Below are 18,151 nucleotides of genomic sequence, written 5' to 3' on the forward strand. Positions count from 1 at the left end.
CTCCGGGCACGTGCCGGGCCAACCAAAGAAGAACCCGGACGGCACTCGTGAAAACACTAGGATCCGCGCCGGTCCGTCCCGCACCGGCTTCTCGCGCCGCCTGACCTGCGGTGGCCGCACAACTAGTGAAACGCGCAGCCCGTGCTCGGCATAGTTCGTGCTGGCCGTGAGGCCACGAGCCGAACGCGGTGATCCGAGCGCCCACCCTCGCCGGGCGGCGAATCGAGTCTCCGCGTATCGGCATGACGACGTGTATGGGGAGCGGTGCGTGAATCGACCCGAGTTCATGCCTGACCATGACTCCGGCACGGACGACGATCGCATCGCGATCGTCGGAGTGTCCTGCCGGTTGCCCTCCGCGCCAGGTCCGGCGGAGTTCTGGCGGCTGCTGCGCGACGGAGTGAGCGCCGTGTCCACGGTGCCACCCGGCCGCTGGAGCGCGAACACCGAGCCGGGGCCCGGCGAGCACGGCGCCTTCCTGGACGCGGTCGACCGGTTCGACGCAGGCTTCTTCGGGATCTCGCCCCGCGAGGCCCGTGCGATGGACCCCCAGCAGCGGCTGATGCTGGAACTCGGCTGGGAGGCGCTGGAGAACGCGCGTGTCGCGCCCGCGCTCCTGCGCGGTACCGACGTCGGCGTGTTCATCGGCGTGATGGCCGACGACTACGCGTTGCTGAGCCGCCAGAGCGGCGCGGCGGGAATCGGCCACCACTCGCTCACGGGCGTCAACCGCAGCATCCTCGCCAACCGGGTGTCGCACTTCCTCGCCCTGACGGGCCCGAGCATGGCCGTGGACACCGGCCAGTCGTCGTCGCTGGTCGCGGTGCACCTCGCCTGCGAGAGCATCCGCAGCGGTGAGTCGGACATGGCCCTCGCGGGCGGTGTCCAGCTCAACCTCGCCGCGGAGAGCGCCCTGGCGGCCGCGGAACTCGGCGCGCTGTCCCCCGACGGCAGGTGTTTCACCTTCGACGAGCGGGCGAACGGTTACGTCCGCGGCGAGGGCGGCGCCGTCGTCCTCCTCAAGCCGCTGGCGCGCGCCGTCGCGGACGGCGACCACGTGTACTGCGTCATCTCGGGCAGCGCGGTGAACAACGACGGTTCCGGCGAGACGCTCACCACCCCGAGCCCCCGGGCGCAGGAGCGGGTGCTGCGCTCCGCGTACCGGCGTGCCGGCGTGGACCCGGCGAGCGTCGGCTACGTCGAGCTGCACGGCACCGGCACCAGGGTGGGCGACCCCGTCGAGGCCGCGGCGCTCGGCGCGGTGCACGGCAGTGGCCGTTCCGACGCGCCGCTGTGGGTGGGATCGGCCAAGACCAACGTCGGCCACCTGGAGGGCGCCGCCGGCATCGTCGGGCTGCTCAAGACCGTACTGGCCATCGAGCACCGGCTGCTGCCGCCGAGCCTGAACTTCGAGCGGCCGAACCCCGCGATCCGCTTCGACGAGTGGAACCTGCGGGTGGTGGGCTCCGCGACGCCGTGGCCGGTGAACGACGGTGACGGTGACGGACAGATCATCGCGGGCGTCTCCTCGTTCGGTATCGGCGGCACCAACTGCCATGTCGTGCTCACCTCCGCTCCCGAACGCACCTCGCCGGTCCCGGTGACCGCCGTACCCGAGGGCGTCGAAGAGGCGCCGGCCCCGGTGACCTGGCCGCTGTCCGGCCACACCGAGGGCGCGCTGCGGGCGCAGGCGGCGCGGCTCGCCCGCCACGTCAGGGAACGGGAGGACCTCTCGACCGGCGACGTGGCCTTCTCGCTGGCGACGACGCGGGCCGGTCTGCGCCATCGAGCGGTCGTCGTCGGCGACGGACGCGAGCAGCTGCTCCACGCGCTGGACGCACTGTCGGAGGGGCGCTCCGCGCCGGGAGTGGTGCGCGGCAGGACCGAGGTCGAGTCCGCTTCCGGCGGCGTGCTGTCCGACCGGGTGGAGCGCCTCGATCAGATGCGCCTCGTCCTCGGGCTCGGTCAGCACACCGCGCCCCTGGCCGGCGTGTGGCAACGCCCCGGCCAGCACGTCTTCGTCTTTCCCGGGCAGGGATCGCAGTGGGCCGGGATGGGGGCGGAGCTGCTCGACTCCTCCCCGGCGTTCGCCGCCGCCATGGCGGAGTGCGAGGCGGCGCTGGCGCCGTTCGTCGACTGGTCGCTCACGAGCGTCGTACGGGGGGAGCCCGGCGGCCCGCCCAGGGAGCGCGCCGACGTGATCCAGCCCGTGCTGTGGGCGATCATGGTCTCCCTCGCGGCACTGTGGCGGTCGTACGGTGTGGAACCGGCCGCGGTGGTCGGCCACTCGCAGGGGGAGGTCGCCGCCGCGTGCGTCGCGGGCGCGCTGTCACTGGAGGACGGCGCCTACCTCGTGACCGCCAGATCGAAGCTGATCACCGAGGTCCTCTCCGGCAGAAGCGGCATGGTCTCGGTGGGACTTCCCCTGGAGGTCGTGCGGGAGCGGCTGGCCCGCTGGGCGGGCCGTCTGTCCATCGGCGCCGTGAACAGCCCGTCCTCCGTGGTGGTGTCCGGGGACAACGAGGCGCTGGCCGAGATGATGGCCGAGTGGGCCGACACGGTGCGGATGGGCCGGGTCAACATCGACTACGCCTCGCACTCCTCCGTCGTCGAGCAGATCGAGGAGCGCCTGGCACCGCTGCTGGCGCCGATCCGGCCGCGCGGCTCGGAGATCGCCTTCTACTCGACGGTGACAGGCGCCCCCCTGGACACCGCCGAACTCGACGGCGACTACTGGTACCGCAACCTGCGCAGGCCGGTCGACTTCCAGGGCGCGGTCGAGCGGCTGCTCGCCGACGGGTTCGGTCTCTTCGTCGAGGTGAGCCCGAACCCCGTGCTGGTCGGCAGCATCCACGAGAGCGCACGGGCCGTCGGCCGTCCGGCGGTGGCCGTCTGCACCCTCCAGAGGCACAACGCGGGGATCTCCCGCGTGCTCACCTCGATCGCCGAGCTCTACGCGAACGGGGTGGAGGTCGAGTGGGAGAGGTTCCTGCCCGCCGCCTCCCGGGTCGAGCTGCCGACGTACGCCTTCCAGCGGGACCGCCACTGGCTGGAGGAGTCCGGCAGGGAACGGGAGCGGACGGCACCGCGGACGGGAGCGGCGGCGACGGACGCCGCGAGGCCGGACGAACCGGGCGGGTCAAACAGGTCCGACGGGCCGAACGAGTCGGACACCGTTCGGCGGCCCGGCTCCGGCGACCCGCTGGGCCTGGTCCGCGACGCCTGCGCGGCGGTCCTCGGCACCTACGACCCCGACGGGATCGACCTCGGCCTGCCGTTCAAGGAGCTCGGCTTCGACTCCGCGATGCTCGTCGAGCTCACGACCCGGCTCGACACGGACGGCGGGCCGGCGCTGACCGCCACCGCCCTCTTCGACCACCCCACGCCGGCGAGACTCGCCGCGTTCCTGGGGTCCACAGCCGCCACCGGTTCCGAACCTCCGCCTCCGGAACCGGTGGCTTCAACTCCCGCGGCCGGCGAGCCCATCGCGATCATCGGGATGGCCTGCCGCTACCCGGGCGGTATCGACTCCCCGGAAAGCCTGTGGCGGCTCGTCGACACCGGCGAGGACGCGGTGTCCGCGCTGCCCGCCGACCGCGGCTGGCGGATGGGAACCCTCGCCGCGGACCATCCCGGAGGCTTCCTCCACGACGCGGGAGACTTCGACGCCGGCTTCTTCGGCATCTCGCCGCGCGAGGCGCTCGCGATGGACCCGCAGCAGCGGCTCGCGCTGGAGGTGACCTGGGAGGCGGTGGAGCGGGCCGGGATCTCGCCCTCGTCGCTGGACGGCACCCGCACCGGCGTGTATCTCGGCGCGATGGCGCAGGACTACGGCGCCCGGATGCACGAGGCGTCAGGAGACGCCGAAGGCTACACGCTGACGGGCACCTCGCCCAGCGTCCTGTCCGGCCGGGTCGCCTACACCCTCGGGCTGGAGGGTCCCGCGATCACGGTGGACACCGCGTGCTCGTCGTCGCTGGTCGGCCTGCACCTGGCCGCGCAGGGGCTGCGGTCGGGGGAGTGCTCGCTCGCGCTGGCGGGCGGGGTCACCGTGATGTCGACGCCCGGCATCTTCCTGGAGTTCGCCAAGCAGGGCGGACTCTCCCCGGACGGGCGGTGCAAGGCGTTCGCCGACGCAGCCGACGGCACGGGCTGGGCCGAGGGCGCCGGCGTGCTGGTGCTGGAACGCCTGTCGGACGCCCGCCGCAACGGCCACCGGGTGCTCGCCGTCCTCCGCGGATCCGCGGTCAACTCCGACGGCGCCTCCAACGGCCTGACCGCCCCCAGCGGCGTCTCCCAGCAGCGGGTGATCCGCCAGGCCCTCACCGGCGCCGGGCTCGCCCCCTCGGACGTGGACGTGGTGGAGGCGCACGGCACGGGCACCAGGCTGGGCGACCCGATCGAGCTGCAGGCCCTGCTGGCGACGTACGGGCAGGACAGGGAACGGCCGCTGCTGCTCGGGTCGATCAAGTCGAACATCGGTCACACCCAGGCGGCCGCGGGGGTCGCGGGCGTGATCAAGATGGTGATGGCCATGCGGCGGGGGATCGTGCCGCGGACGCTGCACGTCGACGCCCCCACCTCGCGGGTGGACTGGTCGGCAGGCGAGGTCGGGCTGGTGACCGAACGCGCCGGATGGCCGGAGGCCGGGCGGCCCCGCCGGGCCGGGGTGTCGTCGTTCGGTATCAGCGGCACCAACGCGCACGTGATCGTCGAGCAGGTGCCGGACTCCTCCGTCGAGTGGCCGTCCGGGCAGGCCGATCCCTCCGAGCCCGCCGCTACACAGAGCACGACCCCGAGTACGACACAGAGCACGACCCCGAGTGCGACCACGGAGGCACCCGCGCCGGTGCCCTGGGTGGTCTCCGGCAAGACCGAGGCCGCGCTCGGCGCCCAGATCGACCGGCTGGCGTCCTTCGCCGCCGAGAGCGGAGCCGATCCGGCCGACATCGGGTACTCGCTGGTGACGGGCCGTTCGGAGTTCGCCCACCGGGCGGTGCTGCTGGCCGGAGCCGACGGCGTGACCGAGATGGCTCGCGGTGTCGCGGGCGCGCCCGGCTCGCTCGCGATGCTGTTCGCGGGACAGGGCGCGCAGCGGATCGGGATGGGCCGCGAACTCGCCGCCCGCTTCCCGGTCTTCGCCCGCGCGCTCAACGAGGTGTTCGCACGACTCGCCGGCAGGCTGGAGAGACCGCCTGTCGAGGTGATGTTCGGCGCGGACGCCGGGCCGCTGAACCGCACCGAGTACGCCCAACCGGCGCTCTTCGCGATCGAGGTGGCGCTCTTCCGCCTGGTCGAGTCCTGGGGCGTGACCCCCGACCTTCTGGTCGGGCACTCGATCGGCGAGATCGCCGCGGCCCACGTGGCGGGCGTGCTGTCGCTGGACGACGCCTGCACGCTGGTCGCCGCCAGGGGCCGGCTGATGCAGCGCCTGCCCGAGGGCGGGGCGATGGTGTCCGTCCAGGCCGGCGAGGCACAGGTCGAGGCGGCGCTGGAGGACGGTGCCGTCATCGGCGCGGTGAACGGCCCCTCCTCCGTCGTGATCGCCGGAGCCGAGGAGGCCGTCCTGCGCGTCGCCGCGCGCTTCGACGGGGCCAGGCGCCTGCGGGTGAGCCACGCCTTCCACTCGCCGCTGATGGAGCCCATGCTGGCGGAGTTCAGGGAGGTCGCCGAGGGGCTGACCTTCCACCGGCCGAAGACGGCCATCATCTCCACCGTGACCGGGGCTCCCGTCGACGCCGCCTACCTGTGCTCGCCGCAGTACTGGGTGGACCACGTCACGCGTCCGGTGCGCTTCGCCGACGCGATCCGCGCCGCCGCGGCGGCGGGGGCCACGGTCTTCCTGGAGCTCGGCCCCGACGGCGGGCTGTCGGCGCTCGTCCACCAGAACCTCGCCCCGGAGGCCGGCCGTGACCTCGCCCCGGCCACCGGCCGGAACCCGTCCCCGAAGACCGGCCGGAACCCCGCGGGGACGCCGGAACCGCAGGCGTTCCCCATCCTGCGCAGGGACCGCGGCGAGGAGGCCGCCGCCCTGACGGCGGTCGCCCGGCTGTACGTGCGCGGGACGCCGGTGCGCTGGCCGGAGCTGTTCTCCGGTACCGAGGCTCGCCGGGTGGACCTGCCGACGTACGCGTTCCAGCGGGAGCGGTACTGGCCGGACCCCTCGGCGACCGTGGGCGACGTCACCTCGGCGGGACTGGACCGGCCGCGACACCCGCTGCTCGGCGCGGCGGTGGACCTGCCCGACACCGGCGGGTTCCTGTTCACCGGCCTGGTCTCGACGGCCGCGCACCCGTGGCTGTCCGACCACGTGGTGGCAGGGCGGGTGCTGTTCCCCGGCACGGCCTTCGTCGAGCTGGCCACGCGGGCGGCCGCCGAGGTCGGATGCGGCCTGGTGGAGGAACTCACCCTCACCGCGCCACTCGCGCTGCCCGAACGGGGCGACGTGCGGCTGCAGGTCGCGATCGGCGCCGCCGACGGCGACGGAGCCCGGACGATCGGCGTGTACTCCCAGGCGGCGGACGAGCCGGAGGCGCCCTGGACCCGGCACGCCACCGGCGTGCTCACTCCCGGCGTGCCGGGTGTCCCCGACCCCGGCATGGGTGAATGGCCCCCCGCCGACGCCGTCCCGATGGACCTCGACGGTTTCTACCAGCGGCGGGCGGAGGCGGGCTTCTCCTACGGCCCCGCGTTCCAGGGGGTGCGCGCCGTCTGGCGTACCGGCCGGGACGTGTTCGCCGAGGTCGCCCTGCCGGACGGCCCCGCCGCCGACGCGGGTTCCTACGGGCTGCACCCGGCCCTGCTCGACGCCGCGCTGCACGTGGCGTCCCTCACCGGGATCGACGAGGCGAACGGTGGGCTGCTCCCGTTCGCCTGGGCCGGGGTGTCCCTGCACGCGTCCGGCGCCTCGACGCTCCGCGTCCGGATGAGCGGGACCGGTACGGACGCCATCACGCTGGCCGTGGCCGACGCCGAGGGCGGCCTGGTCGCCTCGGTACGCTCCCTCGCGCTCCGGCCGAACGACGTACGGCCCGCGACGCGCACCGGCGGGCCTCTGCTGCGGCTGGACTGGCCGCTCGCACCGGAGTCCGGGAGCGAGGACCGTCCGGCGAGGCGCTGGTCGGTGCTCGGCTCCGACGAACGCGGTCTCGTCGCCGCCCTGCGCGCGGCCGGGCAGACGGCGGATCTCGTACACGAGCCCGACCCGGCCGCGGACGTGACGCTGGTCGAGGTCTCCACACCGGCCGGGGACGACGTGCCGGCCGCCGTACGGTCGGTGACCTCGGCTGTCCTGGCCCGGCTGCGGGAGAACGGACGCGACGAGCACCCCGACACTCCCGTGATCTTCGTGACGCGTGGGGCGGTCGCCGTCGACGCCGACGCCGAACCGGATCCCGTCGCCGCGGTGGCCTGGGGTCTGGTGCGCTCGGCGCAGGCGGAGAACCCGGGGCGGTTCCTCCTGCTCGACCTCGACGTCGAGCGGGTGACCGGTGAGACCCTGGTCGCGGCGCTCGACTCCGCCGAGCCGCAGATCGCGGTACGCGACGGTCTGCTCCGGGTGCCGAGACTCGTCGAGGTCGGCGCCGCCGCCTCTCTCACGTCGAACACTCCGCGGAGCACCGACGGCGACGCCGCCTCGTTCACCCCGGACACCTTCCGTGCCGGGTCCGCACCGAGCACTCTTCGTGCCGGGTCCGCACCGAGCACCTTCCGTACCGGGGGCACCGTCCTCGTCACCGGTGGCCTGAGCGGGCTGGGCGCGCTCGTCGCCCGCCACCTGGTGACCGAGCACGGCGTACGGCACCTGACCCTGGTCGGCCGTCGCGGCATGGACACCGAGGGCGCCGCGGAACTGACCTCGGAACTGATCGCCCTGGGCGCCGAGGTCACGGTCGTCGCCTGTGACGTGTCCGACCGCGAAGCCCTCGCCGAACTGATCGCCGAGATCTCCCCGGAGCACCCGCTCACCGGGGTGGTCCACGCCGCGGGCGTGCTCGACGACGGGCTGGTCGAGTCGCTGACACCCGAGCGGATCGACACCGTGCTGCGGCCGAAGGCGGACGGCGCCTGGCACCTGCACGAGCTCACCCGCGATCTCGACCTGACCGCCTTCGTGCTGTTCTCCTCGGTGTTCGGGACGCTCGGCAACGGAGGCCAGGCGAGCTACACCGCGGCGAACGCCTTCCTCGACGCCCTCGTGCGGCAGCGCACCGCCCGAGGACTGGCGGGCCTGTCGATCGGGTGGGGGCCGTGGCGGCAGGACACCGGCATGACCGCCGGCCTCACCGAGACGGACATGCGGCGCATGGCACGGGTCGGGCTGCGCCCCCTCTCCGGAGAGCAGGGGCTCGCCTTCCTCGACGCCGCGCTGGCGAGCCCCGAGCCGACACCGGTGGCGGCGCGGCTGGACCGGGCCGCACTACGGGCGCGGAGCCACGTGCCGGAGGTCTTCCGCGCCCTGGTACCCGCTCCCATCCGGCGGGCCGCCCGTCGGATGGGGGTCTCCACCGGCTCCGACGCCCTCGGCGCCCTGTCGGGAGAGGAACTCGGCGAGGCCGTCTCCACGCTGGTGCTCGGGCAGGTGGCCGCCGTGCTGGGGCACGCCTCGGCGGATGCGATCTCGCCGCACCTCACCTTCCAGGACCTCGGCCTGGACTCCCTCACCTCGGTGGAACTGCGCAACCGGTTGACCGAGGCCACCGGTATCCGGCTGCCCGCCACCCTGGTGTTCGACCAGCCCACCCCGACGGCGGTGACCGGCTTCATCCGCGAGCGTCTCGACGGCGTCGAGGCGACCCACACGCCCCCCGCGCAGGTCACGGCCCCTCTCGCCGGGGATCCGATCGTCATCGTCGGCATGGCCTGCCGCTACCCGGGCGGCGTCACCTCTCCTGAACAACTCTGGGAACTGGTCGCAGAGGGCAGGGACGTCATCTCGGACTTTCCCGCCGACCGAGGCTGGGAGGTTCCTGACGCGTCCTTCGCCCGCGCGGGCGGATTCCTGTACGACGCGGCCGAGTTCGACGCTCCGTTCTTCGGGATCTCGCCGCGCGAGGCGCTGGCGATCGACGCCCAGCAACGACTGCTGCTCGAGACCTCCTGGGAGGCCGTCGAACGGGCGGGCATCGACCCGCTCACCTTGAAGGGCAGTCGGGCCGGTGTCTTCGCCGGGATGATGTACCACGACTATCCGTCGACGGGAGACGGCGCACCGGAGGAACTGCGCGGGATCGTGGTCAACGGGACCACGGGAAGCGTGACCTCCGGGCGGGTGTCGTACACGCTGGGCCTGGAGGGTCCGGCGGTCACGGTGGACACCGCGTGCTCGTCGTCGCTGGTGGCGCTGCACCTGGCGGCGCAGGCGCTGCGTTCGGGTGAGTGCTCGCTGGCGCTGGCCGGTGGGGTGACGGTGATGGCGACCCCGGACACCTTCGTCGATTTCTCCCGCCAGGGCGGTCTGAGCTCTGACGGGCGGTGCCGGTCGTTCGCCGACTCGGCCGACGGGGTCGGCTGGTCGGAGGGCGTCGGGGTGCTGGTGCTGGAGCGCTTGTCGGACGCGCGCCGCAACGGCCACGAGGTGCTCGCGGTGGTGCGCGGTTCCGCGATCAACCAGGACGGCGCGTCCAACGGACTGACCGCGCCGAACGGTCCCTCGCAGCAGCGGGTGATCCGTCAGGCCCTGGCCGGAGCGGGGCTCTCGGCGTCGGATGTCGACGCGGTGGAGGGGCACGGGACCGGTACGACGCTGGGTGACCCGATCGAGGCCCAGGCCCTGCTGGAGACCTACGGCCAGGACCGGCCGCAGGACCGGCCGGCACTGCTGGGTTCGATCAAGTCGAACATCGGTCACACACAGGCGGCGGCCGGTGTGGCGGGTGTGATGAAGATGGTGCTCGCGATGCGGCACGGGGTGCTGCCTCGGACGCTGCACGTGGACGCACCGTCTTCGCACGTGGACTGGGCCTCGGGCGCGGTGGAGCTGCTGACCGAGCCGGTGGAATGGCCGCAGACGGGCCGTCCGCGCCGGGCCGCGGTGTCGTCGTTCGGGATCAGTGGCACCAACGCGCATGTGATCATCGAGCAGTTCCCCGAGGCCGAGGCCGACGAGGCGCGGCGGGAGCCGGAGGCTCCGCACGGTGAGGTCGAGCCGGGTGTGGTTCCGGTGGTGGTGTCGGGCCGGTCGGCGGGGGCGTTGCGGGCGCAGGCCGGGCGGTTGGCGTCGTTCCTGGAGGGTGAGCCTGATCTCGGGTTGGCCGATGTGGCGTTCTCGCTGGCGACGACGCGGTCGGCGTTCGAGCATCGGGCGGTGGTGGTCGGTGATCGTGAGGGTGTGCTGGCCGGGTTGGGTGCGCTGGCCGGGGATCTGCCGGGCGCGGGTGTGGTGCGCGGGGTGGCAGCGAGTGAGCTGAAGCCGGCGTTCCTGTTCACCGGTCAGGGCAGTCAGCGGGCCGGGATGGGCCGTGAGTTGTACGACCGGTTCCCGGTGTTCGCGACGGCGTTGGACGCGGTGATCGCCGAGCTGGATCCGCTGCTTGAGGGGGTGGAGCGGGGATCGGCCGGAGGGTTGGGTGGCCGGTCGTTGCGTGAGGTGGTGTTCGCCGAGCCGGGGTCGGCTGAGGCGGGGTTGCTGGATCGGACCGGGTGGGCGCAGCCTGCGTTGTTCGCGGTGGAGACGGCGTTGTTCCGGTTGGTGTCCTCGTGGGGGGTGCGGCCGGGCGCGCTGGCCGGGCACTCGGTCGGGGAGATCGCAGCGGCGCATGTGGCGGGGGTGTTGTCGCTGGCGGATGCGTGTGTGTTGGTGGCGGGTCGGGCGCGGTTGATGCAGGCGTTGCCTGCGGGTGGGGCGATGGTGTCGGTGCGGGCCTCCGAGGGGGAGGTCGCCGAGCTGCTGGCCGGGCGTGAGGAGCAGGTGTCGGTCGCGGCGGTGAACGGCCCGTCCTCGGTGGTGATCTCCGGGGTGGAGGAGGCGGTGCTGGAGGTGGCCGCCGCCTTGGAGGAGCGGGGGGTGCGGACGAGGCGGTTGCGGGTGTCGCACGCCTTCCACTCGCCGCTGATGGACCCGATGCTGGAGGACTTCCGGGCGGTGGCGGGGTCGCTGACCTACGACCCGCCGCGAATCCCGATCGTGTCGACCCTGACCGGGGAGCAGGCCACGGCCGAGCGGTTGTGCTCGCCGGAGTACTGGGTGGAGCAGGTCCGTGGCGCGGTCCGCTTCTCCGACGCCGTCCGCACCCTGCACGCTCAGGGGGTTCGGGCGTATCTGGAGCTGGGCCCCGACGGGGTGCTCACCGCGATGGCGTCCGACACCCTCGCAGCGCTCGCCGACGTGGCGGCCGGAACCGCTTCAGGTCCGGACGCGCTGCTGGCGCCGGTACTGCGCGGAGGCCAGGACGAGCAGAAGACGATCGTGACGGCGCTGGCCGGGTTGTACGTACGTGGCATACCGGTGACCTGGCCGGCCGTGCTCCCCGACGCCCGCCGGGTGAAGCTGCCCACCTACGCCTTCCAGAAGGAGCGGTTCTGGCCGAGCGGCAGGCGAGGCGGGGACGCGCGGGGTCTGGGGCTTGAGACGGCGCTCCACCCGCTGCTGGGTGCGGTGATGGTGTCACCGGAGTCGGACGGGGTGGTCCTGACCGGGCGGCTGTCGGCGTCGACCCACCCGTGGATTCGCGACCACGAGGTTCTGGGCCGGGTACTGCTGCCGGGGACGGGATTCGTGGAACTGGTGGTCCGCGCGGGCGACGAGGTCGGCTGCGCGGTGCTGGAGGAACTGGCGCTGCAGGCGCCGCTGGTGTTGCCGGAGACCGGTGGAGTGCGGGTCCAGGTGGTGGTCGACGGCCCCGGTGAGGCCGGCAGGCGCGCGGTCCGGGTGTATTCCCGGGCCGACGGGCGAGAGGGCGGCGACTGGACGCTGCATGCCCAGGGAGTGCTCGCCGAGCGAGCGGAGGAGCCGGGGTTCGATCTGGTGCAATGGCCGCCGGCGGGTGCGGCCGAGGTGGACGTGACGGGGGCCTACGAACGGCTGGCCGAGGTCGGCTACGGCTACGGTCCGGCGTTCCAGGCGTTGCGCGCGGCGTGGCGGCGAGGGGAGGAGCTGTTCGCCGAGGTCGTGCTGGGTGAGCGGATGGCCCCGGAGGCGGGGCGGTTCGGGGTGCATCCGGCCCTGCTGGACGCGGCGATGCACGTGTCACTCATCGATCCCTCGGGCGTGGCGAGCGGCGGGCGGGCGGTGTTGCCGTTCGTGTGGCGGCAGGTGGTGCTGCACGCGGCGGGCGCCTCGACGCTGCGGGTGCGGGTGCGGCATTCGGGCGAGCACACGCTCGTCCTGGACGTGGCCGACGAGAACGGCCGGCCGGTGCTGTCGGCGGGATCGATGGTGGGGCGTCCGGTGTCGGCGGAGCAGCTGGGCGCGGCAGGGGAGCGGTCCCTGTTCCTGGTGGAGTGGAACCCGATCGAGATGCCCACGGCCGGTTCGGCGCGGGTTACGGAGTGGTCCGCGCTCGCCGCCGACCATGCCTCCGACGTGTCCGACCCGGCTGCCGGTGCCGATGACTCGATCGCGGTGGTGGACTGCACGGCACCGCCGACCGGCGAGACGCCGGACGTGGTGCGCTCGGTGACCGGAGACGTGCTCGAGGCGCTGCAGGCGTGGCTGGAGCGGGAGAGCCGGGGATCGGCACCTCTGGTGGTGGTGACCAGGGGAGCGGTGGCAGTGGGTGAGAGCGCGGACGTGGATGTGAAGGTCGCGCCGGTATGGGGACTGGTGCGGGCGGCACAGGCCGAGCACCCCGGGCGCTTCATGCTGCTGGACCTTCAGGAGGACCAGGAACGGGACGTGGCGGTGCGGGCGGCGGTGGCCTCCGGCGAGCCGGAACTCGCGGTGAGGTCGGAGACGTTCCTGGTGCCCCGGCTGGTCAGGATGGCCAGGCCCGAGCGGCCCGCCGACGGCTCGGGCCCGGACTCCGTCGAGCCGGCCGACGGCTCCGCCGGGTTGGCGGCGGGGACGGTGCTGGTGACGGGAGGTACGAGCGGACTGGGGGCGTTGCTGGCCCGTCGTCTGGTGACCGATCACGGCGCGCGTTCCCTGCTGCTGGTGAGCCGGCGAGGACCGTCGGCGGAGGGCGTCGAGACGCTGGTGCGGGAGCTGACGGCGCTGGGCGCCGAGGTCCGCGTGATGGCGTGTGACGTCGGGGATCGGGAGTCGCTGGCACGGGTCGTGGAGTCGGTTCCCGACTCGGCTCCGCTGGTGGGTGTGGTGCACGCGGCGGGAGCGGCGGACAACGGCGTGCTGGAGGCGCTGTCACGAGACCGGCTGGAGACGGTGCTCCGGCCGAAGGCGGACGCCGCCTGGCATCTGCACGAGCTGACCAGGGATCTGCCGCTGGAGATGTTCGCGCTGGTGTCCTCGGCCGGCGGGCTGGTCCTGGCGGCGGGGCAGGGCAACTACGCGGCGGCGAACGTGTTCCTGAACGCGCTGGCGGCCCATCGACGGTCGCGAGGGCTGGCGGCGACGTCGCTGGCGTACGGGCTGTGGGATGTGGCCACCGGCATGAGCTCCGAGCTGTCCGACGCCGACCGGGACCGGCTGGCCAGGCTCGGGCTGCCCGTGCTGTCCGCGGCCGAGGGAGTGCGGCTGTTCGACGTGAGCGTGCGGACGGACGCGGCGTTGACGGTACCGCTTCGGGTGGACACGGAGGTGATGCGGGGCCGTGGCGGCGAGGTGCCGGCGTTGCTGCGCGGGCTGGTACCGGCGAGGCGGCCGATCCGGGTGGCCGCGGGTGGCGGCGGAGAGGACGGTTTGCGGCGGCGCCTGGACGGGTTGGACACGGCCGAGCGCCGGCGGGTGCTGGAGGAGCTGGTACGACGGCACGTGGCGGTGGTGCTGGGGCACGCGTCGGGGGATGCGGTGGAGCCCGATCAGGCGTTCAGCGCGATGGGGCTGGATTCGCTCGCCGCGGTGGAACTGCGCAACCAGCTGGCCACGGCGACAGGGCTCTCGCTGCCCGCGACGCTCGTCTTCGACTACCCGACCTCGTACGGCGTGGCGGAGTTCCTGCACGGGGAGCTGTTCGGCTCGGTGGACGCCGAGCGGGTCGATGTGGGTGTGCTCTCGCCGGTGGTGCGGTCGGTGGCCGACGATCCGGTGGTGATCGTGGGGATGGCGTGTCGTTATCCGGGTGGGGTGTCTTCTCCGGAGGATTTGTGGCGTCTGGTGGTTGAGGAGACCGACGCGATCACCGGGTTCCCGACGAATCGGGGGTGGGATCTGGAGGGGATCTATGATCCGGATCCTGGTCGGGTGGGGACGTCGTACACGCGTCATGGCGGGTTTTTGCATGACGCGGATGAGTTCGACCCTGGGTTTTTTGGGATGTCGCCGCGTGAGGCGTTGGCGGTTGATCCGCAGCAGCGGTTGCTGTTGGAAGTGTCGTGGGAGGCGGTGGAGCGGGCGGGGATCGAGCCGGGCTCGTTGCGGGGGAGCCGGACCGGGGTGTTCACCGGTTTGATGTACAACGACTACGGTTTGGCGTTGGGTAACGCGGCCGGCCGGGTGCACCAGGCGGCCGTCGGCGAGGTGGTCGAAGGTCTCGGCCAGCGTGATGCCGTCGAGGGTTACGAGGGCACCGGGACGGCGCCGAGTGTGGCGTCGGGTCGGGTGTCGTACACGCTGGGCCTGGAGGGTCCGGCGGTGACGGTGGACACCGCGTGTTCGTCGTCGCTGGTGGCGGTGCACCTGGCGGCACAGGCGTTGCGGTCGGGGGATTGTTCGCTGGCGCTGGCGGGTGGGGCGACGGTGATGTCGACGCCGAACACGTTCATCGGGTTCGCTCGGCAGCGGGGTTTGTCGGTGGATGGGCGGTGTCGGTCGTTCGCGGAGTCGGCCGATGGGGTGGGCTGGGCCGAGGGCGTGGGCATCCTGGTGCTGGAGCGGTTGTCGGATGCTCGGCGCAACGGCCACCAGGTGCTCGCGGTCGTTCGCGGATCTGCGGTGAATCAGGATGGTGCGTCGAACGGGTTGACGGCGCCGAACGGTCCGTCTCAGCAGCGGGTGATTCGTCAGGCGCTGGCGAGTGCGGGGCTGTCGGCGTCCGAGGTGGATGTGGTCGAGGCGCACGGCACCGGGACGCGGTTGGGCGATCCCATCGAGGCGCGGGCGCTGATGTCCACCTACGGACAGGGCCGTGACACCGGAGAGCCGTTGCTGCTGGGGTCGATCAAGTCGAACATCGGTCACACCCAGACGGCGGCCGGTGTGGCGGGAATCATCAAGATGGTCATGGCGATGCGCGAGGGCATGGTGCCGCGCACGTTGCACGCGGACGAGCCGTCCTCGCATGTGGACTGGAGCGAGGGCGCGGTCGAGTTGGTGACCGAGGCACGGGCGTGGCCTCGGGTGGAGCGGTCGCGCCGGGCCGCGGTGTCGTCGTTCGGGATCAGCGGCACCAACGCGCATGTGATCTTGGAGCAGTCTCCGGTGCCGGTGGAGGAACCGGTGGACGCCGGTGGTGAGGAGGTCGACGGCGGGACTGTCGCGTGGGTGGTGTCGGGGCGTAGTGAGGTGGCGTTGCGGGCGCAGGCGGAGCGGTTGTTGTCGCACGTGGAAGGCTTGTCCGGGTCGAGATTGGCTGGGGTGGGGGTGTCGCTGGCGACGGTTCGGTCGGCGTTCGAGCATCGGGCGGTGGTGGTCGGTGCCGGGCGTGCGGAGTTGGTGGGGGGCCTGGCGGCGCTGGCTCGGGGGGCGGCGGATCCGGGGGTGGTGACCGGTTCGGTGCGGAGCGGCGGCAAGGTCGCGTTCCTGTTCACCGGTCAGGGCAGCCAGCGGGCCGGGATGGGGCGAGAGCTGTATGACCATTTCCCGGTGTTCGCCGAGGCGTTGGACGAGGTGTTCGCCGAGTTCGAGCCGCTGCTTGAGGGGTCGTTGCGTGAGGTGGTGTTCGCCGAGCCGGGGTCGGCTGAGGCGGGGTTGCTGGATCGGACGGGGTGGGCGCAGCCTGCGTTGTTCGCGGTGGAGACGGCGCTGTTCCGGCTGGTGTCCTCGTGGGGGGTGCGGCCGGATGTGCTGGCCGGGCACTCGGTCGGGGAGATCGCGGCGGCTCATGTGGCTGGTGTGCTGTCGTTGCAGGACGCGTGTGCGTTGGTGGCGGCGCGGGCGCGGTTGATGCAGGCGCTGCCCGGGGGTGGGGCGATGGTGGCGGTCCAGGTCGCCGAGGAGCAGGTGGCCGAGCTGCTGGCCGGGCGTGAGGGTGAGGTGTCGGTCGCGGCGGTGAACGGCCCGTCCTCGGTGGTGATCTCCGGGGTGGAGGAGGCGGTGCTTGAGGTGGCCGCCGCCTTGGAGGAGCGGGGAGTGCGGACGAAGCGGTTGCGGGTGTCGCACGCGTTCCACTCGCCGTTGATGGATCCGATGCTGGAGGACTTCCGGGCGGTGGCCGGGAGACTGACTTACGGTGCGCCGGAGATCCCGATCGTGTCCACGCTCACCGGGGGGCAGGCGACGGCCGAGCGGCTGTGTTCGCCGGAGTACTGGGTGGAGCAGGTCCGTGGCGCGGTCCGCTTCTCCGACGCCGTCCGTACCCTGCACGGCCAGGGGGTTCGGGCGTATCTGGAGCTGGGCCCCGATGGTGTGCTCACCGCGATGGCCGACGACACCCTCACCGCGCTCGCCGACGCGAACATCGATGGGATGACGCGCGGGGCTGCGTCAGCGGGATCGGTGAGCGGCGCGGAGGCGAGGTCGGCGGCGGATCCGGACGTGCTGCTGGTACCGGCCCTGCGCAGGGGCCAGGACGAGCAAAAATCGATCATGATGGCGCTCGCCGCCCTGCACGTGCGCAAGGTGCCGGTGAACTGGTCGGAGGCACTTCCTCGGGCCGCCCGAGTGGATCTGCCGACGTACGCCTTCCAGCGCGAACGGTTCTGGCCCGACGGCGTCGGCTCGCAGGTGGGAGACGTGACGGCGGCGGGACTCGCGGCCGCGAGCCATCCGCTGCTGGGAGCCGCTGTGGGAGTGGCGGGTTCGGACGGGGTGTTGCTGACCGGCCGGGTCTCGCTGACGTCGCATCCGTGGCTGGCCGATCACATGGTGGGCGGGACGGTGATCTTCCCAGGCACGGGGTTCCTGGAGCTGGCGGTGCGGGCGGGTGATGAGGTCGGCTGTGACCTGGTCGAAGAACTCACCCTGACCGCTCCGCTGGTGCTCGGCGAACGAGACGCGGTGGCGGTGCAGGTATGGGTGAGGACACCGGATGAGTCAGGCCGGTGTGAGGTGAGCATTCACGCCCGCCCTGCGGAGGCCGGGGACGAGGAGCCCTGGGTACGGCACGCGATCGGTGTGCTGGCGTCCGATGGCCAGGCCGGGGAGCGGTTCGAGGCTTTCGAGGGTGGGGTGTGGCCGCCGAGGGGTGCGTCGGTGGTCGAGGTGGGTGGGTTGTACGAGCGGCTGGCCGAGGGTGGGCTGGGGTATGGGCCGGTGTTCCAGGGGGTGCGGGGAGCTTGGCGGGACGCGGATGGTGTGGTGTTCGCCGAGGTCGGCCTGCCCGAGCAGGTTGTCGATGCGGGTGGTTTCGGCTTGCACCCGGCGCTGCTGGACGCGGCGTTGCATGTGGTGGCCTTCGCCGATCTGGATGGTTTTGAGGGTGTGCGGTTGCCGTTCTCGTGGGGTGGGGTGTGTCTGCACGCGGGTGGGGCGTCGGTGCTGCGGGTTCGTCTGGCCCTGGTGGATGGCGATGCGGTGTCGCTGATCGCGGTGGACGCGGCAGGGGAGCCGGTGCTGTCGGTGCGCTCACTGACGCTGCGCCCGGTCTCGACGGATGACCTCCCCCTCGCCGACGGTCGGGTGCTGGGGCGGGACGCGCTGTTCCACCAGGAGTGGGTGCGGAGGCCGGAGACGGCGACCTCCTCGGTGTCCGGCTCCGTCAGTCGTACGGCCGAGCTGTCCCTGGACCCGGCATCGGATCCGGTGGCGGAGTTGGCGGCGCTGGAGGTGGTGCCAGAGGTGGTGACCGTCGTGGTGGGGTCGGACGGGGATGGGGATGTGGTGGGGGCGGTGCGTGCTTTGACGGTTCGTGTTCTGGGGTTGGTGCAGGGGTGGTTGGCTGATGAGCGGTGTGGGGGTTCGCGGTTGGTGGTGGTGTCGCGGGGTGCGGTGGCGGCC

The 18,151-nt window shown here is 72.7% G+C and carries 1 protein-coding gene; it reads left to right on the forward strand.

The window, feature by feature from the left end:
* Positions 1–268: 268 nt before the first annotated feature.
* The coding region (locus AB0B96_RS37285) for an SDR family NAD(P)-dependent oxidoreductase (RefSeq protein ID WP_362906560.1) at positions 269–18,151 on the forward strand (17,883 nt) is incomplete at its 3' end.

It is taken from the genome of Streptosporangium sp. NPDC049046, from assembly GCF_040649155.1.
GTDB lineage: Bacteria > Actinomycetota > Actinomycetes > Streptosporangiales > Streptosporangiaceae > Streptosporangium.